This is a genomic window from Alistipes provencensis (genome assembly GCF_900083545.1).
Classification (GTDB): domain Bacteria; phylum Bacteroidota; class Bacteroidia; order Bacteroidales; family Rikenellaceae; genus Alistipes; species Alistipes provencensis.
Genome location: NZ_LT559262.1, coordinates 3,337,551 through 3,360,996 on the forward strand (window position 1 = coordinate 3,337,551; position 23,446 = coordinate 3,360,996).

The window sequence follows — 23,446 nt, forward strand, 5'->3', positions numbered from 1 at the left end:
ACCAAACGGCAATGAAACGAACCATGATAACAACGCTTCTGGCATCGGTCCTCCTCTTCGCGGGCGGATGCAGCGACAACTTCGACGACTCCGCGCTGTGGAAAGGCGTCGACGAGATATACAACCAGCTCACCGAACTCGAAAAACAGGCCGACGAACTCAACGGTCAGGTCCGGCTGCTCGCGGCCGTCGTCAACGGCGGGGTCATAACCTCGATCACGCAGGACGCCGAAGGCAACGACGTCGTCCGCTTCAAGGGCTCCGACAACGTCGAACACAGCGTCACCGTCGCCACGAAGGACGACGTGAACACGGCGCCGATCCTCGGCACGAAGGAGGAGAACGGCGTGCTCTACTGGACGACCACCGCCGGCGGCAAGACCGACTTCCTGAAAGACACCGACGGGTCGAAGATACCCGTCGCCGGACGCACACCCGAAGTGGCCGTCGACAAGGAGGGTTACTGGACCGTCAACGGCCGGCGGCTGACCGACGCGGCGGGCGCCCCGCTGAAAGCCGAGGGCAAGGAGCGATCGCTCATCACAGGCGTCTCGCGCGACGCCAACGGCAACGCGGTCTTCACGCTGGGCGACGGCTCGACGGTATCGGCTCCGGTGTTCGACGCCTTCAACATCGTCTTCAAGGTAGGCGACACGGTACTCGGGGACGAATACGTCGTCGAGGACGTTTCGCAGCCGCTCACGATCGCCTACGAGATCACGGGCGAGAAGGCCGGCGAGACGATCCTCAGAATCATGCGTGCCGAGAAGCTCACGGCCGCGGCCGACACCGCCGCCGGAACCATCGCCGTCACCTTCGGCAATGCGTTCGAGGAGGGCAGCTTCGCCGTGATGCTCTGCGACACGGAGGAGAACGTCCTGATCCGCATCGTGCGCCTCACGGCCAAAAGCGCGAAGCCCGAATACTACGGCATCAAGACCGCCGAGGACCTGCGCAAATTCGCCGAGGCCGTCAACTCTTCACGCAGCTACGACCGCTACCGCGACGAGAGCGGCGACGTGGTGCTGCTGGGCGACATCGACATGACGGGCACGACGGAGTGGACACCGATCGGCACGGCCGAGAATCCCTTCACCGGCAAATTCGACGGCAAGGGCTACACGATCCGGAACATCAACTGGACGGCCGACGCCGCGAAATCGACGGCACACGGTCTGTTCGGCGTGCTGAATCAGGCCACTGTCCGGAACCTCACGGTCGGCGTCAAGGGCGACAAGCACACCATTCGGGGAACCGCCGGGGCAGGAACGGCCATAGCGGGCATCGCGGCATTCGCCACGGAGTCGCTCCTCGAAAGCGTGACCAACAACGTCTCGATCTCGTTCGAGGCCGAAGACCCCGCCGGGGTGCTGGTCATGCTCGCGGGAATCGTCGGACAGATGACCGGAACGACCATCGGCGGCACCTCCGCCGCGGTGAAGTGCGCCAACAACGGCGACATCACCACGGGGCCCATCGCCAACACCGCCAACGGCGCCACGGGCATGCAGGTCGGAGGCATCTGCGCCTACGTCAAGGCGGCGGAGAACAACCTCATCGGCTACTGCACCAACAACGGCCGCGTGAACGCACCTTCGGGACGCGGCGGCGGACTGGCCGGAACCTTCGAGAAAGGCACCATCGCCAACTCGCTGAACAACGGACTCGTCGAGGACGATGCCTCCGGGCAGTATGCCGGGCAGAAGGACAAATACGGCATCAAGCGCATGGGCGGACTGGTCGGCGGTTCGACCACGACGGGCTGCGTCATCGAGAACTGCAACAACCTCGGCAACGTCATCACCCATCTGGGATGCCGCACGGGCGGCTTCTCGGGCCACAACCTCGGCACGATCCGCAACTGCAAGAACACCGGGGCGATCATCGGCAACGTGACCGTCGACGGAGCGAACCTGCACGGTCCCGGATGGGCCTGCGGCTACAACCAGAGCGCATCGCTCATCAAGGGCTGCATCGGAAACGGCTTCGTCGGCGACTACGACACCTACAAGGACGCCCCCGCGACGGCCCCCGCGGCCATGCACACCACGGCCGTCTGCCACAAGCAGTCGAACTACGACACCGAGGAGAACACCGTGGACTGGTCGCTGCCGGCCTACTACGACTGGGAGCTCAAACAGAGCGTCCAGCTTCACCCGGGCGTGAAATACACCTACTACGAGTTCACCAACCTGCCGCGCAAGATGCATGTGCTGGAAATTGACCTGACGAACGAGGCCGTGGAGATCGCAACCTCGATGGCCGACGACCTCGTGCCCAACCCCAACGGCAACAACAACAGCAACAACGGCAAGAACATCCGCGAAACCTTATCGGAGAACTGCGCCCGCAAGCGCGCCGAGGGGCAGAACATCATCGCCGGCATCAACACCGGGTTCTTCAACTCGCACGACGGATTCCCCCGCGGCCTGCATATCGAGGAGGGACGCCCCGATTTCATTAACAACAAGACCGTGCGCACGTCGCTGACCAACCATGCCAACGCCTTCACGGTCTTCAAGGACCGCACGGCAAGCTGCGGCAAGAAGGTCTTCACGGGCAGGATCGAGGTCGGCGGAACCGAGTACGAATACCACTCGATCAACGACACGATCCTGCGTCAGGGCAGCGTCTCGCAGGAGGCCAACCTCTACACCGCACGTTACAAGAAGACGCCCCACCCCGGGACTCCGTCGCTGACCAACCCGCTGCTCAAAAAAGCGCTCTACGTCATTGCGAAGAACACCTCGGGCAACCCCATGACGGTCAACGACGGCTGGTTCGAGGCCACCGTGACCCGCATCGACGACGGCCGCACGGCGGAACTCGCCGAAGCGCCCTACCTCACGACCCTCGACGAATGGGCCGTGCAGCTCACCGGTGCGACGGCCGAGGCATTCGCCGCGAAACTCTCCGTGGGTTCGACGCTCCGCATCCGCGCCGACGTGACGGTGGACGGCGTGTCGACCCCGATCCTCACGCAGAACTCGACGATGTATCACCTGCTGGACGACGGTGTGGACAAGAAACTCGCCTCGTCGGTCTACGACCCGATGACCTATGTGGGTGTGGACCAGTCCAAAACGAAGGTATATTTCTTCGTCATCGACGGCCGTCAGGACTGGGTGTCGATGGGCGTGAAGTTCCCCGAGATGGTCCGCATCGCCCAGAAATTCGACTGCTGGAACGTAACCCGTTTCGACGGCGGCGGCTCGACGACCATGTGGCTCTACACCGACGGTGCGGGCAAGGTGGTCAACAAGCCCTCCGACTCGAAAGGCGAGCGCAGTTGCATGAACTACATGCATGTGCGGATCAAACAGTAACCCTTAAACCGAGAGAACAATGAGAAAGTTATTGAACATCATACTGCTTACCGCCGGTTTCGTCCTCCTTTGGGGATGCGACGAGTACGACGACGGGCAGCTTCGGAAAAACATCGACGCCATCGAGCAGGAGCTTACGGCGGCCGAAAAGCGCGTCGCGGAACTCAACGACGAGATGAACTCGCTCACGGCGCTCATCAACAGCAGCTTCATCTCCTACCTCAAGCAGGACGACAAGGGCAATTACGTCGTCTGCTACCGCGACCGCGGCGGCGAGACGAAAACCATCACCCTCGCCACGCAGGACGACGTGGTGACCGCCCCGATCGTCGGGGCCGGGGAGTTCGAAGGAAAACTCTACTGGCGCACGACGGCGGACAACGGCGAGACCTATGAATGGCTGTTGGACGCCGGGGGCGAGATGATGCCCGTGGGCGGCGTGCCTCCCACGATGGGCATCGACGCCGAGGGTTTCTGGACGGTCAACGGCGAACGGTTCACGGGCAAGGACGGCAAACCCGTGCTGGCCAATGACGTGAGCAACACGCTGTTCCAAAAGGTCGAGACCGACAAGGAGAGCGGCAGGGTCCGCTTCACGCTCGCCGACGGCAGCACGTTCGAAATCCCGGTTTTCGAAGCCCTGAGCATCCGCTTCGACGCCGCTCCCGTAACGGCCGTTCCCGACCGTTCGGCTCCGGTCTACATCAAATATACGGTCGAGGGCACCGAAGCCGAAGAAGCCCATGTAGACTACTTCACGGCATGGAACGTGACGGTCGAGATCGACAAGTACACCCGCACGATCTCGGTGAAACTGGACGAGGGAGCCGAAGAGGGCAACACGGTCATCTTGGTCTCGGCCGGGGGCAGCACCGTCCTCAAACCGCTCTTCTTCACCTACGGCACGGCCCAGATAGCGCCCCCGACGTGGGACCCGCAGTTCGGAACCGGGGCGGAGGTAGCCCTCGAAGGCGAATTCACGGAGTTCGACATCAAGGTGTCGGCCGACATCGCATACGACGTGACGATCGCCGAGGAGTGCCGGTCGTGGCTCAAGCCCGCCCCCGTGACACGCGCACAGATGGTCACCACGACCCACTCGTTCGTGGCCGACTATTATGAGAACGACAGCGGCGCCGACCGCAAAGGGTCGATCACCTTCTCGAACCGCCCCTACGGCGTGACCGTGACGCTCGGCGTGCGCCAGTCGCCCGTCATTCCTGACACTCCGACCGACCCGGGCATCGCAACGGGCGCCGATCTGGTAGCCTTCGCCAAGGCGGTCAACGCCGGCGGCAGCACGAGCCGCTGGGAGAACGCCTCGGGCGAAGTGGTGCTGCTCAACGACATCGACCTGTCGGGGCTCACCGAGTGGACTCCGATCGGAGCGGGCAAAGCCACGGGAACCCCCTCGTACAATACGCTGGTTAACCCGTTCACGGGCGTATTCAACGGGCAGGGCTTCACGATCAGCGGTATTCAGTGGACCTTCGACGCCGAGAGCGAAACGACCCACCTCCACGGTCTGTTCGGTGCGCTGAAGGGTGCCACGGTCAAGAACCTCAAACTGGGCGCCGCGGGCGACCAGATCACCGTCACGGGCGCCAGTCCGAACGTGGTGGCCGTCGGTGCGCTGACGGGATACGCCGAGGGTTCGACGATCACGGCCGTCACCAACAACGTCTCGGTGATCCTCACGGGCGACAACCCCGACGCGACGCTGATGATGCTCGCCGGCATCGCCGGATGCGCCAAATCCACGACTATCGGCGGCGAAACGAAGGCCGATGCCGTCATCAACAACGGCAACGTCAAGACCGGCCGCATCACCAACACGGCCAACGGCGGCACGGGCATGAACGTCGGCGGCATCTGCGCCTTCACGCTCGGCGCGGGCATCAAGATCGACTACTGCACCAACAACGGCGAAGTGAGCGCCCCGACGGGACGCGGCGGCGGACTGGTGGGCACGCTGGGCGGCTCGACGAGCGAAGAGAACGGCACGGCAGTCAGCAACTCGGTCAACAACGGCACCGTGCAGGACGACGCCGTGGGACAGTACGGCGGCAGCAAGGACTACTACAACTACAAGCGCATGGGCGGTCTGGTGGGCGGTACGGTGACCAACAACAACCTCCGTATCGAGTACTGCACCAACAACGGCAACGTCTTCTCGCAGTTAGGATGCCGCACGGGCGGTTTCGTGGGCCACAATCAGGCCACGATCGTCGGCTGCGTGAACAAGGGCACGATACTGGCCAACATCACCTACGACGCCGGAGCGCCGCAGCACGGTCCCGGATGGGCCTGCGGTTATAGCGCCAAGGGGCTCGTAACGCAGTGCGCCAAGGGCGGCCGCGTCGGCGAATGGGACGCGCACAAGGACAACCCGAGCGGCGCTCCCGAAGCCACGAACGACAACGCCCTGTGTTACCGCAACAGCGAATACTTCGATCCGTCGCAGAACTACTAACGCTTAATCCAGACATTCATGAAACGATTCCTATATTTCTTGCTTCTGACGGCGGTAACCTTCGCCGCCGGATGCAGCGACTACGACGATTCGGAACTCGGCGGCCGCATCGACGGCATCAAGGAGCGCATCGCGAAGCTCCAGAGCCGCATCGCGTCGCTCAACGGCCAGCTCGCCGACCTGAGCGAGCTGACCTCGGGCAACGTCATCACCGCAATGGCGCAGGACTCCGAAGGCAACTACGTCATCACCTACAAGGACAACAAGAACGAAGAGAAGAGCGTCGTGCTGGCCACCGTCGACCAGATGCTCAACGTTCCGCTGCTGGGCGTCGAGTCCGATCCCGAGAGCGGCCTCTACTACTGGACCGTGACGGCCGACGGCCAGACCGCACCGCTGCTGGACAAAGCCGGCGAACGGGTTCCCGTGAGCGGCCACACTCCCGTGGTGTCGGTCGACGCCCAAGGGTACTGGACGGTCAACGGCGAGCGGCTGAACGACGCCGCGGGACGCCCAATCGAGGCCAACGACGGCGAGAGCTGTCTGTTCAAGGGCATCGCCCGCGACGCCAACGGCAACCTGTCGCTGACGCTCGGCAACGGGGAGGTCGTCACGCTGCCCATCCAGCAGGTGCTCAACCTCACGCTCTCGACGGCGATCAACACCACGGTGGTCGATGTATCGGCGCCGATGACGGTCAAATACACGCTGCACGGCGAACACGCCGCCGACGCGCTGATCGGCATCGCCTCGGCCGAGGGCATCGAGGCCGCGCTCGACAAGGAGCAGCGGCAGATCGCCGTCACGTTCCCGGCCGGATTCAGCGCGGGGCACCTGATCGTGGTGGCCTACGACATGCTGGAACACACGGTGCTGCGCCCGGTCTTCTTCGCAAAGGCCACGAGCGACCGCATCGAAATTCGGACGGCCGACGAGCTGGTGCAGTTCGCCGCCGATGTCAACGCCGGCACGGGCGCACAACTGATGAAGGCCGTGCTGATGAACGACATCGACCTGAAGGACGTCGCACAATGGACGCCCATCGGCAACGGCACGTTCGCCGCCACGACGGCGGTATCCACCTCTGCCGGAGCCGCCTTCGAAGGGACGTTCGACGGGCAGGGATACGTTCTGCGCAACCTCAGAATGGAAGCGGCGCTCACGGGCGACAATCAGGCATACGGTCTGTTCGGCGTACTGAAAGGCGCCACGGTCAAAAACCTCGTGCTGGGAGCCGAAACGGGCGACACGGGATCGTTCAAGGTCTCGGGCAACGGCATCACCTCGACGGGTGTCATCGCCGGGGCCAGCATCGAATCGACGGTCGAGGAGTGCACCAATTACCTCCCGATGGAGTGTCTGGGCAACGGCACTTCGAACAAATTGATGACCATGGGTCTCGTGGGCTTCGTCTACGGAGCCGGCACGAGCGACGAAACCGTCACGAAGCTGGTCGGGCTGAAGAACTACGGCACCATGAAGGCCGCGCCGGGAGCCGCCAACGCCAACGGATTCAACTCGACGCAGGCGGGCTGCATCGCGGGGCTTTCGAACACCTCGCGCACATCGACCTTCAGAAACCTCATCACACGCTGTGCGAACTACGGCGACATGACCGTTTCGACGGGCCGCGCCTCGGGTATCGTGGCCGCGGCGAACACCTTCACGATGGTTTCCGAGTGCGAGAACCACGGCGACATGCTGAACACCTACGGCGAATCGGGCGGCGGACGTCTGGGCAACATCACCTGCATCCTCGGCACCGCGTCGGTAGTTGACGGCTGCATCAACTACGGCGACGTCGTAGCCACCAACGCCAAGACCCATGCCGGAGGACTCGTCTGTCTGACCAACTCCGCCGACAGCGAAGTCCTGAACTCGGCCAACTACGGCAATGTGATCGCCGACCTGACGACCTACCGCGGGACGCTCGTGGCCAACATCAACAACGGTGCGAAACTGGACAACAACACCGCCGGGGGCGGCGTGGGATCGTACAACGGCGGCAGCTATGTGATGGCCGCCATCGACGAGACCAACTACATGGACTACATCGGCCTGATAAAGACCGGCAACGAGGACAAGGTGACCAACACCAAATACGGGGGCGACATCTCGACGGCCAAGGGCATCCGCACGGCCGACGATCTGGTGGCTTTCGCGGCGGCGGTCAACGCCGGAGGGTCGCTCGACGAGTGGCTGAACGAGGACGGCGAGGTGTGCCTGCTGACCAATATCGACATGGCGGCGGTTACGGAGTGGACGCCGATCGGCAAGGCGGCTTTCGAACTCGCAAGCAACAAGCTCACCCTCACGGGAACGCCCTTCGCAGGGCATTTCAACGGGCAGGGCTACCGCATCCGCAACCTGAAAATGGTCGCTGCGGGCAGCGAGGCGGGCGCGACATACGGACTGTTCGGGGCTTTGGCCCCGGGCGCCGTGGTCGAGAACTTCTCGTTCGACACGGGCTGTTCGCTGACCGTCACGGCCACGGCAGGTTCGTCGAACGGCGTGGTGGCCGGAATGGTCTACGACGCCACCGTGCGCGACATCACGAGCGGCGCACCGATGCATTTCCAAGGCACGGCGGGCAGCGTCCGCATCACGATGGCCCTGATCGGCACGGCCTTCGCCAAAGAGGGCGTCACGATCGACAACGTGAACAACAACGGCGCGATCACGGCCGAAAACCGCGACAACAACACCGCCGGAGGCGCCACGGGCTACCACATCGCCGGTATCGTGGGATTTGCCTCCAACGACGGGGAATCGCAGCAGAAAGTCGTCATCTCCGACTGCATCAACTACGGCAACATGACCTCGGCGACAGGCCGCACATCGGGTATCGTCGCCGCGGCCAACCGCTACACCCAACTGACCAACTGCGTCAACCACGGCGACCAGATGAACACATGCCCCAAGGAAGACGCCGGACGTCTGGGCAACATCACCTGCAACATGGGCACCGGCTCGTCGATGAGCGGCTGCACGAACTACGGGGACCTCACCTCGACGACCAAGGCGCGCTGCGGCGGCATCACGTCGCTGTCGAACACCGCCGCGTTCGAGAACTGCGCCAACTACGGCACGATCCTCAGCGACGGCAACCGCGGCGTCTTCTGGGGCTACAACAACAACCCAGCGCAATGGACCAACTGCACCGCAGGCGGCAAGGTAGGCACCTACAACAACGGTTCGCCCGTCTTCGACTCTTACGCCGAGGCCGATCAAGCCAACTACCTGGGCAAGCAGGGCTCGAACAAATCGACGCTCACGAACATCGTCTACCAGCTCGGCAATTCGGGCGGCGGCAACCCGGGCGGCAATGCCGAACTGCGCATCCTGTTCATCGGCAACAGCTTCACGAAAGACGCCGTGGAGCACCTGCCGGGCATGCTGAAAGCCGCGGGACTCGACAAGGTGAAGATGACCCACATGTACTACGGAGGCCGCACGGTCCCCGAGTACAACAACGGATTCGCCACCGTGAGCGACTACCGCTGTTACGAGTGCGGTCCGGGAGCCGCCGGATGGACCGAACTGATGAACAAGACGATCAAGGAGGTCGCCGCCTCGGACCGGTGGGATATCGTGACCATTCAGGAGCACACGGGCAAGGTCAACGCATGGTCGTGGACCGCGGCCGAGAAGGAGGCCCTGCAAGGGTTGATCGACAACGTCAAATCGACGCAGACCGGGCCCATGCCCAAGTTCTGTTACATTCTGTCGCAGGCCTACGGCGATCCCGCCATCGTCAGCTACTCGCAGCAGACGGTGATCGTCAACAATTTCGCCTCGTCGCAGGCGGACATGTACGCCGCCATCGTCGCACAGGGTAAAAAGGTGATGGACGAAGTCGCGTTCGACGACGTGATCGCCACGGGAACCGTCCTGCAGAACCTCCGCACATCGAAACTCCAGAACTCGATGGACATGACCCGCGACGGGTACCACATGGACTACGGCATCGCGCGTTACGCCGCCTCGTGCGCCGTCTTCGAGAAGCTAATCTCCCCGGCTTTCGGGGGTGTGACGCTCGACGGCAATTCGTTCCGCTACACGACCTCGAACACCACCGCGGGCAGCTATTCGACGCCCGTTACCGACGCCAACGCCCCGATAGCCCTGCAGGCGGCACGCTATGCCCTTGCAACGCCCTATGCCGTGACCGACATGTCGGACATCGACAAGGAGAAGCCCGACAACGGCATCGAGGATACGGAATTCGACGACGACAAGAACAAAGAGTAAACCCCGACCGACATGAAAAAACTGTATATCATCCTGTTAAGTGCGGTGCTGCTGTTCGCCGGCTGTACCCGGGACCCCGAAATCACCGACCCGGCGCCGCTTCCCGCCTCGTCGGGGCTGATCATCAAGGCCGCCTGCACGGCGGCGACCCGCACCGACATCAACGAAGGCAAGAGCACATGGGAGGCCGGCGACCGCATCACGGTCGTCTACGACGGCACGGCCTATGAATACACCGCCGCCGAAGCGGGCTCCACGACCACCTTCACCAGCGAGGCGGGCATCGTCTCCTACGACGCTTCGAAACCGCTGACGGCCTACTACCCCGCCACGACCGCCGAAGGCACGGTCGGCGTGGAGGCCCGGCGCACGATCTCCTTCCAAGGCGCGGAGCAGGTCAACACGGCCCGCGCACCGCTGGTCGGCACGCCGCTCGAAAACAACCTTTCGGAAGGGGCTCTGCACGTCTCGTTCCGCAACATCTTCTCGGTCATCGAGCTGCGCATCGATGCCGGCGAGCTGGACAGCCCGGCCCGGTCGATCGCCGTGGAACCCGCCTCGGAGGAGGGTTTCGAGGGTTACCTGACCTTCTCCGGCACGGTCGATCCTGCGACGCTCGCCCTCACCCCAGCAGCCGACGGAACCGGCACGAAGCTGACGCTGGACTTCCCCGAAGGGGCCGACCTGACCAAACCCCAGACCGTCAAGTTCCCCGTCGGACGTTTCACCTCCCCGGCCGGACTGAAACTCACGCTCACGACGGCCGACGACAAGACCTACACGAAGAACGTCTACAAATCGGGCATACGCACCTATAACGAGAAGGACGGCACGTTCTCGGCCCGCCACTTGGCGAAAGCGCTCTACGCCTTCGCGCCTCCGGGCGGCATCTGGACGGCTGACGACTTCGTGGAGTTCGCCGCAGCGGTCAATGCGGGCGAAACCCTCGCCCCGTGGCAGAACGAAGAGGGTGTCGTCGTGCTGCTCGACGATATCGACATGACGGGCGTCACGACGTGGACGCCCATCGGCGACGCGACCTTCGCACTGGCCAGCAACGCCCTCACGATCAGCACGGGACGTCCCTTTACGGGCTTCTTCGACGGGCAGGACCACACGATCAGCAACTTCAAAATGGTCTGCGACAACGCCACGCCCAACCGTGCATGGGGATTGTTCGGCGCACTGGGCCCCGGGGCCGTCGTCGAGAACCTCGTCTTCGACGCCTCCTGCTCGCTGGAGGTCAAGGCCTCGAAAGCCACCGACTGCGGTATGCTGGCCGGGCTGGTCTACGACGCCACCGTGCGCAACGTCACCAACAACGCCCCGATGTCGTTCGACGGCTCGGCGGGCAACGTCCGGATGACGATGGGCATGATCGGGCTCGCCTTCGCCAACGAAGGGGTCGTGATCGACCGCCTGACCAACGAGGCCGACCTCACGGGCGAAGGCGGCAACAACACGACCAACGGCGCGACGGGCGTACAGATCGGCGGCATCTGCGGATTCAGCACCAACCACGCCAGCTCAGCCAACGCCGTCACGTTCACCGGCTGCGTCAACCGCGGCAACCTCTCGACCAAGGCCGCCCGCGCCTCGGGCATCGTCGCCGCGGCCAACCGCTACACCCACCTGACCGACTGCACCAACTATGGCCACAACGACAACGCCTTCGCCACGTCGGGCAACGCCCGCATCGGCAACATCACCTGCATCACGGGCACGGGCGCCAAATTCACCAAGGTCGTGAACCACGGCGACGTGATCTGCCGGACGAACGGCGCGGCGGGCAGCATCGTCTGCCTCGTGAACCACGACGACAACGAGTTCGTGGGGTGCGAGAACTACGGCCGCATCATCTCCGACCGCGACAACAACAACTACAAAGGGACCTTCTTCGGGCAGTGCAACAAGGCCGCCGTATTCCGCAACTGTATCGCGCAGGGCGACGTAGGCACCTACAACGGCGGCAGTTACGTCATGGTCGGGGTCAACGCCGACAACTACATGGACTATCTCGGCGCCCACAGCGCCGATGCCGTCAACGTCACGCGGGAGAACATCCTCTACTACCCCGCCGGGTCGAACACCCCTGCCGAAGCGACCTTCAGCGTCGCACCCGGAACGGTCGGGCTGAACGCCTTGGGAACCAACGCCGCCGTCGTGAGCCTCTCGGCCGCCGACTACGACTGGACCGTGAGCACGGGCGGCAGCGAATGGGTGAAGGTCACCGACCTGAACGACATGCCGCTCGCAGCGGGCACGAAAAGCCCCTACGTCCAGCAAATCCGCATCACGGCCGACGTGAATCCGCAGACCGAACCGCGCCCCGCGACGGTCACCTTCACCTCCACGGACCTGACGCAGACGGCGACCGTCGCAATCACGCAGGAGGCGGCGGGCCCGGCCTTCCCCAGCCAGTGGATCTTCTCGGCATCGACCGTCGGGCAGTACAACACGTCGTGGAGCGCCTCGAACATGCTTCCGTCGACCTCGGGCAGTTCGGGCTACATCTCCGTCGTGCGCGGCGAAGCCAACGCCGGGCGGGAGTTCACCCGCACGGTCAACTCCTACAAACCCACCGTCTCGACGATGGTCGAGGGCGACTACTGGCTCTACACCCTGCCCGTGAAGCGGCTCGAAGCCGGCACGGCCGTCGAGTTCGACGCCACGATGGCGGGCGAGGCCAATTCGCCGAAATACTTCATCGTGGAGTATCTCGACGGAGGTGTCTGGAAGAGTGTCGAAGAGGACCTGCTCACCGCTCCCGAAGACCCCTCGATCCGCTACACCTACAAGTGTTCGGGCGTGGCATCGGGAACCAACTACCAGCACGCCAGCGTCATGCAGACCATCCGGTTCGCCGCCCCCGTCGAGGGTGCGGTGCAGATCCGCTGCCGCGCCGTGGGACGCTACACCTGCACGGGAGGCACGCAGAGCATCTCGGCGAGCAGTTCGGCGAGCCTGCTGCCGCCCTACGGATTCTCGGGCTCCTATGTCCAGAACCTCGGCACGGCGGTCCCGGGCGACACGAAAAAGGTACTCTGTCTCGGTAATTCGTTCTCCTACTACAGCAACCCGGCGTGGATGCTCAAGGAGATTGCGTGGAACGAAGGCCACTACCTTAATGTCAAGGGCCATTTCAAGGGTTCGCAGAACTTCGGACAGCAACTGGGACTCTCGTTCTCGACCGACGCCATCGACATCGGGGGCTACGACTACGCCTTCATTCAGGACCAGAGCCAGAACCCCGCGACCTACGGACGCGACGGCACGGCCTCGATAGCGGCCAACTGCACGGCGTTGGCGGACAAAATCCGGGCGAAATCGGCCTCCTGTCAGGTCATCCTCGAACAGACATGGACCTTCTCGGCCAGCAGCTACGGCGGGTTCACCGATTTCGCAACCTTCGAAAGCTACAACGCCGCAGGCGCACACGCCATGGCCGAAGCCGCCGGAACGTGGGTGTCGCCGATCGGCGTGGCGTTCCGCATCGTGCGCGAGGGAGCGTCGGGCATCAACCTCTACCACACCGACAACAAGCATCAGTCGGTCTACGGCGCCTACCTGAAAGCCTGCGTCAACTACCTCGTGCTTTACGGGGAGGCGTTCGGCAGCTCGCCCGCCGACTGCGGCATCGAGTCCTCGAAAGCCGCTTACCTGCGCAGCGTCGCCGAACAGGTCGTGCTGGGACATGAAAATGAATACTTAATCCAACGATAACCGATGATACAACGAATCACCAAACTGCTGATCCTCGCGGCGGCTCTCTCGGGAGCCGCCTGCGGGGAACAGGCCGGCACGCAGCAGCCTGCGAACCGCGCCGCGGCCATCGTCGCCGAAATCCACAACCCCGCCTCGAAAAAGGTGCTTGTCGCCTCCCACCGGGGCGACTGGCGCAACTGGCCCGAAAACTCGATCCCGGCCATCGAGTCGGTCATCCGCATGGGGGTCGACATCATGGAGCTGGACCTCAAGCTGACCCGGGACAGCGTGCTGGTGCTCTGCCACGACCACACCATCGACCGGACCACCAACGGCAAAGGACGCGTCCGCGACATCACCTACGACTCGATCCGCCGCTGCAAACTGCGCCGGGCCCACAACGTCATCACCGACAACCTGCGGATGCCGACGCTGCGCGAAGCGCTCGAAGTGTGCAAGGACCGCATCGTGGTGAATGTCGATCAGGGTTACGAATACTACGACCTTGTACTGGCCGTCACCGAGGAGCTGGGCGTCACGGAGCAGATACTCATCAAGGGCAAGCGTTCGCCCGAGGTCGTGGCCGCGAAGTTCGCCGAACACCCCCGCAACATGATGTACATGCCCATCATTGACATTCTCAAACCTAAAGGACAGGCGCTTTTCGCCGAATACCGGAAGGATGGCATCACCCCGCTGGCCTATGAAATCTGCTGGGACCGCCCGGCGCCCGAGGTCGACGCCTGCATGCGCGAGGTTGTCGCCGGCGGTTCGAAACTCTGGGTCAACTCGCTCTGGGCGTCGCTCTGCGGCGGACTGGACGACGATGCGGCCTTCGACGGCGCCCCGGCCGAGGTGTACGGGAAACTGGTCGATATGGGCGCCACCATGATCCAGACCGACCGCCCCGAACTGCTGATCTCCTACCTCCGCTCGCGCGGACTGCACGATTAATTCCAAACAAACTCCGATATGAAAAAACTACTGCTCCTGTTGCTGTGCGCCGGATTCCTCCACACCGGGCCCGCTTTCGGGTGGGGACGCGAGGGGCACGAGACCATCGCCAAGATCGCCGAGCGCAACCTGACGAAGAAAGCGAAAAAACGCATCGAAAAATACCTCGGAGGACACTCCGTCGTCTACTATGCCAAGTGGATGGACGAATACCGCAAGACCCCCGAATATGCCTTCACCGACGGCTGGCACACGGCGCCCGTCGATGCCGAGCTCCGGTACACCGACGAATTGCTGAACCCGAAACGGGGCAATGCCATTTACGGGTTGGAACTGGCCGTCGGGAACCTGAAAAATTACCGCAGTCTCACCGACTCGGCCGTGGCCGTCAACCTCAAATACGTCATTCATCTGGTGGGCGACATGCACTGCCCGGCGCATATCAAGTACACGACCCACAACATGAAATACGACGTGCTGCTCGAGGACAAATACCGCAAACCGCACAAATTCTATGTCCATAGTGTCTGGGACAACGAGATCATCACCACCACGCGCATCTGGTCCGTCAGCGAATGGGCCGATGAACTCGACCGGGTTTCGAAGGCCGAACGGCAGGCCATCGCCGCCGGAACGCCCCGCGACTGGCTGCACGATGCCGCCGTATGCTGCGAAGTGCAGTTCGAATGGGCCAAACCCGACGAACGGCTGGGGCAGGATTTCCTAAACAAGGCGCTGCCGCTGGTCGAAAGCCAGATCCAAAAGGCCGGATACCGGCTTGCCCGGATATTGAACGATCTTTTCGATTAAAGGACAACAAAACCGATATCCATGAGCCGTATTACGGAATTCTACCGCATCAGCCCTGCGGCTCCTGCCCGGGAGCAGGACGAGGTGTCGCGTGACAAGTACTACCGCCGCCTGCGCCTGCAGGCATTCACCGCCGCAACGCTCGGATACAGTCTCTACTACGTCTGCCGCACCAGTCTCAACGTCATGAAGAAGCCCATTCTCGACAGCGGGTCCTTGGACGCATCGCAGTTGGGAGTCATCGGCTCGGCACTCCTCTTCGCCTATGCCATCGGCAAGTTCGTCAACGGATTCATTGCCGACTACTGCAACATCAAGCGCTTCATGGCCACGGGACTCATCGTCTCGGCCGCAGCCAATGCCCTGATGGGGCTCATGGGGCTCGCACATTCCGTAGTCCCAACGGCCGTGATATTCGTTGCATTCGCCGTGATGTGGGGACTGAACGGGTGGGCGCAGTCCATGGGGGCGCCTCCGGCCATCATATCCCTCTCCCGCTGGTATCCGCTCAAGGAGCGCGGAACCTACTACGGATTCTTCTCCGCAAGCCACAACCTCGGGGAGTTCTTCTCATTCCTTTTCGTAGGCTCCATCGTCTCCTTTGCGGGGTGGCAGGCCGGGTTCTTCGGATCGGCCGTGGCAGGAGCCATCGGCGTGGTGCTGGTACTCTGCTGGCTCCACGACACTCCGGAGTCGAAGGGACTGCCCCCGGTCGAGGCGCTGGCCCATGAAAAACCCGTCCCCGGAGCGGAGAAGTCCGTCAAAGAGATTCAGAAGCAGGTGCTCAGAACACCGGCCGTGTGGGTGCTGGCTGCGGCGAGCGCATTCATGTACATCTCGCGCTATGCCATAAACGGTTGGGGCGTGCTGTTCCTCCAAGAGGCAAAGGGATTCTCCGACGTCGAGGCCATCTCGATCGTCTCGATAAACGCACTGCTGGGAATACTCGGAACGGTACTTTCGGGGTGGTTCTCGGACAAGCTGTTCAAGGGCGACCGGAAGATTCCCGCGCTGCTGTTCGGCATACTGAACTCCGTGGCGCTGGCGCTGTTCCTATACGGTGGAAACGCCATGTGGGTGAACGTCCTCTCGATGGTGCTGTTCGGAATAGCCATCGGGGTCTTGATCTGCTTCCTCGGCGGATTGATGGCCGTGGACATCGTGCCGCGAAAGGCCACGGGTGCCGCGCTGGGGGTCGTGGGAATAGCAAGCTACATCGCAGCGGGCATTCAGGACGTGGCGTCGGGATGGCTCATAGACAGACACATCACCGTAGCCGCCGACGGCGCGAAGCACTACGATTTCGGGCCTGTGGCACTATTCTGGATCGCGGCATCCGTAATATCATTTCTGCTCCCGCTGGTGAACAAAAAGAAATCGGCTGAGATATGACAAAAATACAGGGTTGTTCAAGAAGAAACGTATCATCTACACGGACAAATAATCTGTAAAAATTCAGAAAAACAGGATCATCCATACTGCAATGCACCCTAAAAGTTTTTGTCTAACTTTTAGGGTGTTTTTATTGCAACCATCCGAACGGGAAAGAGAAATCCGGAATCTGAGAAAACCCAGTTTAGACCGAAAGAAAAATCTTTGACACGGAAAGACAAAAATAAATCCACGGGAATCCGTTTCTTTACATAATAATCGAAACTACATGCCTATGAAAAAAATCGTTTACTCTCTGCCCAATTGTCTTTCCACCTTGCTATTTTCAATACTGATCTGTATCATAGGCTGTTCAAACAAAATTTCCTCCGATTTCGCGGACAGTCGGTATGACCCGTTCATCGTCCGCGGCAACCAGCAGTTCCACTGCGGGCAGGCAGTATTCCACGGGGATTCGGAGCAGCCCGGACACCTCGAACACCCGGACTACAATTGGCTGACAGCCGACAGGCATCCCCGGCTACTAATGAATGCCGAAGCGTTCGAAGCGATGATGGAACACGTCCGGACCGGAACCAATCCGGTACTGGTGCGGCTTCACGAAGCCAACCTGCGGCAAGCCGACATCTCCGGGATGGCCTCCGCGCCGCTCGTTTACCAGCTCGATGCTGCGCAGAAACGGATTCTCCACATCTCCTCTGCCGCCCTGCTGCGCATCTTCTCCTGTGCCTACGCCTACCGCGCCACGGGCGACCGCAAATACCTCGAACATGCCGAGAACGACATCAACACCGTCTGCTCCTTCGCCGACTGGAATGGCCAGCGCCACTTCCTCGACGTCGGCGAAATGGCCGCGGCCGTAGCGCTGGGCTACGACTGGCTCTACGCCGACCTGAAACCCGAAACCCGCGTCAATGCAGAAAGGGCGCTGCGCGAATATGCGTTCACGGCGGCAGGGCAATACGGGGCTAATTTTTACAAAGCCTCCAACAACTGGAACCAAGTCTGCAATGCCGGACTGGTCTGCGCCGCACTGGCGATCTACGAAACCTGTCCCGAGACGGCCCAAGCCATCATCGAAAAATCGTTGGAATCGAACCGCACGGCCGTCAAAAACATCTATTCACCCGACGGAAACTACACCGAAGGCTACGGTTACTGGGAATACGGTTCGGTATTCGAAGTACTGATGCTTACGGCGCTCGAAACAGCCGCCGGGTCCGATGACAACATTTCCGCCACGACGGGATTCGACCGCACATCCGAGTGGCTGCTCTACATGGTCGGCATGAACAATCAATGCTTCAATTTCTCGGACAACAGTTCGAGAGTGAGCCCCTCTATTCCGAACTGGTATTTCGCAGACAAGTTCAAAAAACCCGCACTGCTTTACAACGACCTGCGGCTGCTCGAAGCGAGGAACTACAATTGGAACCACCGCCTGCTGCCGATGGTAATGGTCTTTGCGGGCAGGATCGACCCGGACAGCGTGACCCCGCCGACCCGGAAGCTCTGGGCCGGGACGGGCGATACGCCGGTCGTGCTGATCCACACCGACTGGAGCTGGAGCGAAACGGACAAATACTTGAGTATCAAGGGCGGATCGGCAGGAAGCAGCCACGCACACATGGACGCCGGATCGTTCGTCTACGACGCCTACGGCGTGCGGTGGTCGATGGACATCGGCCGTCAGAGCTATGCTCCGCTCGAAGTAGCGCTCAAGGCGCTGGGCGGAAACCTATGGTCCATGAGACAAGCATCGATGCGCTGGGACGTGTCGCGACTGAATAATTTCTTCCATAGCACGATCTCGGTCAACGGCGCCAAGCATCGTGTGGATGGCGCCGCAACGCTCGTACAGGTCATCAATACGGCGACGGAACAAGGCGGAACCTTCGACCTCTCGACCGTGATCGGGGACCAGATATCCTCGGCACTGCGCACTGTAAAACTCATCGACGACAAAGACCTGACGGTCATCGACGCTATTACGGCCCGCACAGACCGAAACGCCAAAGTCCGCTGGACCCTAGTTACGCCGGCCGTACCGGTCGTGGAAAACGATCGGATCGTACTGACGAGCAACGGCAAGACCATGTACCTGACCGCTGCGGAGGAGGGCGGGACGCAAATCGTCTACAAAACATTCAGCACCGATCCCGTCCACAGCTACGACGATCCTAATCCGGGTGTTTACCGGGTCGGATTCGAGGCGACCGTAGCCGCAGGCAGTTCGGCGACCTTTACCACAACGCTCTCACCCGGGAAGTAGCATCTCCGAGCAATGAGGAAGGCCAGTTCCTGCAAAAAACGACCGTTTTGGAATACCGCAAACAAAATAATGTAAATTTGTCAAAAGACATCCCCTTTGATTAACTCCCGATGACCCGGAAAAAAGAGACTCACGAGCGCACAATCGAACGTTTCTGCAAATATATCCTCCTGTGGACGATGTCGTTCTGCTCCTATGGGGCCTGGGCAGGTCCGCAGCTTATCCACCATCTCCCTAACCTGACAATCCACGGTTTTGCACAGGACAAGGTCGGCTATGTCTGGATCGCCACCGACAACGGCCTGTGCCGCTATAACGGACAATTCTATTATTACTACCAAAACGAACCGGAAGACCCGGCGTCGCTCCCCGGCAACCGGGTGTCCGACATCCGCAGCGACGGGAGCGGCACGCTGTGGATCGTCACTTCCGGAGGAGTCTGCACCTACGATGCGCAGCTCGACAGTTTCCGGAGACTGCTCGGCAGGGAAGGATTCTGCAAGGCGGTTTTGAACGGGGAGCATGTCGTCTGCTCCGGACCCGGCGGAATGGCCCTTTTCGACAGCGAAGGCCGTCTGCTCCTCGAAAAGCGGGACACGCCCCGGCACGGCCCCGTCGTACTGGAAGCCGATCCGAACGGATATTTGTGGGGGGGGGTAAACGGAGGCAGGGTTTTCAAATACGACCGCGACCTGAACGTATGCGACTCACTGACGCTGCCCGACTCCGCGGAATTCCTGAGTAGCTGCCGCGACGCCGCAGGCCGGATCTGGTTCGGAACCCCGAGCGGAATCCACATTGTCGATCCCTGCACCGGCGCACTCGTCGAAACGGACGAATCGCTGCATACATGCCTCACCGCGGTCTCCCAGTCCGCGATACTCTCACTGACGGCCATCGGCGAGACGATCTATATCGGAACGCAGGGGGACAACCTCCACCAAATCGACATTCGGACCAATGCGCTGAAAAAGAATATTGTGACACGGGGAACGCCCGGACTCAACTACACCAGTGACTTTTCCTGCTGTTTCTTCGATTCGGAGAACAATTTCTGGATCGGTACGGGCGACCGCGGCTACTCCGTGCGCTATGCCAACGAAAAGGAATTCACACGGTCGGTGCGGCTGGGCAAACAGACCCAAGGCAAATTCATCAACGCCATCACAATCTCGAAGGACGGAACCCGCTGGATCGGGAGCCGGTTCAAAGGCCTGCTGGCTTACAGCAGCCAGCTCGACCTGAAATGGTACACGATGGAAAACTGTACCCTCATGCAGCAGCTCGACAGCAAGAACATATCGGCGCTCTTCGCCGATTCGTCCGGGCGTCTCTGGATTAATATCGACGACCGTATCGCCTGCTGCAACACCAGTCAACTGACGATTTCCGACTATATTCTACTCCCGGAGCGGTTCTCCGCCAACCGGTTCTGCGAAGATACCCGGCATAACGTGTGGGCGGCGACGACCTCGGGGCTCTTGGTTTACGACGGTACGCGCCTGCGGGCCACACGCTTCGAAGGCTGCGACGTGCAGGATGTCATCCGCCTCGACGATACGACGATGCTGGCGGCGGTATTCCGGCAAGGACTTTTCGCCATCGACAGCCGCAGGCTCGAATGGCAGCCCTATCTCGAAGCCCCGGACAGCCTTACGGCCACCGCATTGCGCCATGCAACCTGCCTGTTGAAAGACAAAGACGGCCAGTTATGGATTGGAACCCGTTCGAAGGGTCTGCTGCGGTATCATTCGATACAGGGGTTCAGAACCTACACCCTGAAGGACGGTTTCGCAAGCAACGAAATCGCCGCCGTCGCGCAGGACCGGAAAGGCAACATGTGGGCAGCTACCTCATACGGCCTCTCGCTCATCACCTCCAGTTCGGAACGGATTATCACCTACCTGCGTTCCGACAAGATGCAAACCCAGCAGTTCCATCCCCGATGCGTATGCAATACATCTAACATGCTCTATTTCGGCGGAAACATGGGGCTCGTGCATTTCAAGCCCGAGAGCATCCTGCCTAAGATTTCGAAACGTCCCGTGCGGCTGGTGCTCCGGGAGATCAAGGTCAACAGCGTCGTACAGCAACCCTCGGACGACGGTATTCTCACGCAGCAGCTCAACGACACCGAACGGATCGTACTCGACCACAAACAGCGCAACCTCGACATCAACTACGAGGCACTGGCGTTTCTCTCCCCCGAGAAAATCCGCTACGCCTACCGGCTTCACGGCGGCGACATCGACGAGGAATGGAACTACGTCGAAAACCGCACCAGCGCCAACTATTCGCACCTGCCCGCGGGCCGCTACGTCTTCGAACTGACGGCGCAGAATCCCGACGGATTCTGGAACAGCGAGCCGCGGCGGCTGGAGATCGTCATCAAACCCTCCCCGCTGCTCACATGGTACGCCTTTCTGTTCTACATCCTGACCGCCGGAACCGCCGCATGGTTCGCAAACAGGCTGTTCCTGCGCCGTCGACTGCAGAAAATGGAACTGGAGACCACCCGCAAGGAGCTGGAGCGCGAGAAGGAGCTTACAAACATGAAAATCAATTTTTTCACCAACATTTCACACGAACTGCGGACGCCCCTGACGCTGATCTACGGCCCGGTGAACATGCTACCCGACATACAGGACAAAAAACGCCTGCACGAACTGATCAATCTGATTAACGACAACATCCAACGGCTGCTCAAACTCGTCGACCAGACCCTCAGTCTGAGCCGCATCGAGAACGATACGCTGCCGCTTTCGGTCTGCCGGCAGGACATTCTCCCCTTGGTCGAACGCATGATGGCCGGATTCGCCTGCTACGCCCGCGAAAAGCGAATCGCCGTAAGCATGACGAGCACGCCGCCGGGCAGGATGATCGTTGCCGTCGATGCGGACAAATTCAGCAAAATACTTTCGAATTTGGTTTCCAACGCCCTGAAATACACCCCCAAAGACGGCCATGTAGAGGTAGCTTTGGCACTTACCGACACGCTGCCGAAAAAACTCACCGCCGCCGCATCGTCGCACTATTTGGTAGCGAGCGTCACCGACAACGGCGCAGGCATGAGCCAGAAAGATGTGGAACGCATCTTCGAACGCTACAAACGGCTGACGGCGAGCGAACACAGCTCGGCAGGCTCCGGAATCGGGCTCCACTATGTGAAACAGTTATTGCTGATTCACAAAGGCAGCATCGTGGCCGAAATCCGGCCCGAGGGCGGCATGCGTTTCACGTTCGCCATTCCGGTCGACGAGAGCCTCTACGACATCGCAGGCGAACCCACCGTCGAGGCCGAATTCATCGACGGCATGGCGACCGCCATAGCCGACTGTCCGGGCGACAAACCCGATACGACGCAGGAGACGGGGCCGAGGCCGAAGATGGTCATCGTCGAAGACAACCCGCAACTGCGGCGCTACTGCCGTCAGATATTCGCCCCGCAGTTTGACGTTTTCACGGCGGACAACGGCTCCGACGGATTCGACCTGATTCACGCCGAGATGCCCGACATCGTGATTACCGACGTGCTGATGTCGAAGATGGACGGGTATGAATTGTGCCGGAAAATCAAGACGGACGTACTGCTGAGCCACATCCCGGTGGTGATACTCACCGCCAAGGTCACCGATCAGGACAAAATCACCGGCTATCAGGAGGGGGCTGATGTCTACATGACCAAGCCGTTCAATCCTACGCTGCTGCAAACGGTGGTCGGCAACCTGCTGACCTCACGCAGCAAACTGCGCGAAATGCTCCTGTCGGGCGCCGAAAAGCCCCGCAGCGAACCCGAAGGAGGCGGAGAAATCAGGCTTTCGTCCGCCGACCGCGCATTCGTGGACAAACTCTGCCAATACGTCGATGCCAATATTTCGGACTGCTCGCTCAGTATCAGTGCCATCAGTACGGAAATGTGTATGAGCCGCGCCAGTTTCTTCCGTAAAATCAAATCACTTACGGGTGTTACACCCAATAATTTTATCTTGATCTACCGACTGAACAAAGCCGCGGCGATGATCCGCAGCCGGGAGTACCGTCTCAACGAAATCGCCGACATGGTAGGATTCAGTTCGCAATCGCACTTCTCGCGCTGTTTCAAACAGCATTTCGGAATGGCCCCGAAAGACTATACGGATCACGGAGGGGGGGGGTGAACGACCCCTGCGAAGAGCAAATTGAGATTCTGAGACATATTTTTAAGACCGCCGGACCGGAGGATTAACAGACGCAGGAATACTTTTGCAGAAACAAAACATTCCT

General features: G+C 61.1%; 9 protein-coding genes. All 9 read left to right on the forward strand.

What is annotated here, in order from left to right:
• Window positions 1-11: 11 nt before the first annotated feature.
• Window positions 12-3,326 carry a phosphodiester glycosidase family protein gene (locus BN5935_RS13160; protein ID WP_082944148.1) on the forward strand — a complete coding sequence of 1,105 codons (3,315 nt, stop codon included), beginning with the start codon at window positions 12-14 and terminating at the stop codon, window positions 3,324-3,326.
• Between the two features lie 19 nt (window positions 3,327-3,345).
• Window positions 3,346-5,799 carry a PL29 family lyase N-terminal domain-containing protein gene (locus tag BN5935_RS13165; protein WP_235821112.1) on the forward strand — a complete coding sequence of 818 codons (2,454 nt, stop codon included), beginning with the start codon at window positions 3,346-3,348 and terminating at the stop codon, window positions 5,797-5,799.
• A gap of 18 nt (window positions 5,800-5,817) precedes the next feature.
• Complete coding sequence (locus BN5935_RS13170; protein ID WP_064976501.1) at window positions 5,818-10,050, forward strand: DUF4886 domain-containing protein; 4,233 nt, start codon at window positions 5,818-5,820, stop codon at window positions 10,048-10,050.
• A 12-nt stretch (window positions 10,051-10,062) separates the two neighbouring features.
• Window positions 10,063-13,773, forward strand: a complete 3,711-nt coding sequence (locus BN5935_RS13175) for a BACON domain-containing protein (RefSeq protein WP_064976502.1) — start codon at window positions 10,063-10,065, stop codon at window positions 13,771-13,773.
• Between the two features lie 3 nt (window positions 13,774-13,776).
• A complete protein-coding gene (locus BN5935_RS13180; RefSeq protein WP_064976503.1) occupies window positions 13,777-14,709 on the forward strand; it encodes a glycerophosphodiester phosphodiesterase family protein in 933 nt (310 codons plus the stop codon).
• Between the two features lie 18 nt (window positions 14,710-14,727).
• Window positions 14,728-15,519 carry a S1/P1 nuclease gene (locus tag BN5935_RS13185; protein WP_064976504.1) on the forward strand — a complete coding sequence of 264 codons (792 nt, stop codon included), beginning with the start codon at window positions 14,728-14,730 and terminating at the stop codon, window positions 15,517-15,519.
• 21 nt (window positions 15,520-15,540) lie between these two features.
• Window positions 15,541-16,911, forward strand: coding sequence for an MFS transporter (locus tag BN5935_RS13190; protein WP_064976505.1), 1,371 nt, complete (start codon window positions 15,541-15,543; stop codon window positions 16,909-16,911).
• Window positions 16,912-17,185: 274 nt separating this feature from the next.
• Window positions 17,186-19,183 carry a heparinase II/III domain-containing protein gene (locus BN5935_RS13195; protein WP_064976506.1) on the forward strand — a complete coding sequence of 666 codons (1,998 nt, stop codon included), beginning with the start codon at window positions 17,186-17,188 and terminating at the stop codon, window positions 19,181-19,183.
• A gap of 110 nt (window positions 19,184-19,293) precedes the next feature.
• The gene (locus tag BN5935_RS13200; protein WP_064976507.1) at window positions 19,294-23,340 is read left to right on the forward strand and encodes a hybrid sensor histidine kinase/response regulator transcription factor; all 4,047 of its coding nucleotides are present in this window, start codon (window positions 19,294-19,296) and stop codon (window positions 23,338-23,340) included.
• The last annotated feature ends 106 nt before the right edge of the window (window positions 23,341-23,446 follow it).

Bases quoted from the DNA above. Each gene is read 5' to 3' on its own strand.
- BN5935_RS13160 (WP_082944148.1), top strand. From the start codon at position 12: ATGAAACGAACCATGATAACAACGCTTCTGGCATCGGTCCTCCTCTTC.
- BN5935_RS13165 (WP_235821112.1), top strand. From the start codon at position 3,346: ATGAGAAAGTTATTGAACATCATACTGCTTACCGCCGGTTTCGTCCTC.
- BN5935_RS13170 (WP_064976501.1), top strand. From the start codon at position 5,818: ATGAAACGATTCCTATATTTCTTGCTTCTGACGGCGGTAACCTTCGCC.
- BN5935_RS13175 (WP_064976502.1), top strand. From the start codon at position 10,063: ATGAAAAAACTGTATATCATCCTGTTAAGTGCGGTGCTGCTGTTCGCC.
- BN5935_RS13180 (WP_064976503.1), top strand. From the start codon at position 13,777: ATGATACAACGAATCACCAAACTGCTGATCCTCGCGGCGGCTCTCTCG.
- BN5935_RS13185 (WP_064976504.1), top strand. From the start codon at position 14,728: ATGAAAAAACTACTGCTCCTGTTGCTGTGCGCCGGATTCCTCCACACC.
- BN5935_RS13190 (WP_064976505.1), top strand. From the start codon at position 15,541: ATGAGCCGTATTACGGAATTCTACCGCATCAGCCCTGCGGCTCCTGCC.
- BN5935_RS13195 (WP_064976506.1), top strand. From the start codon at position 17,186: ATGAAAAAAATCGTTTACTCTCTGCCCAATTGTCTTTCCACCTTGCTA.
- BN5935_RS13200 (WP_064976507.1), top strand. From the start codon at position 19,294: ATGACCCGGAAAAAAGAGACTCACGAGCGCACAATCGAACGTTTCTGC.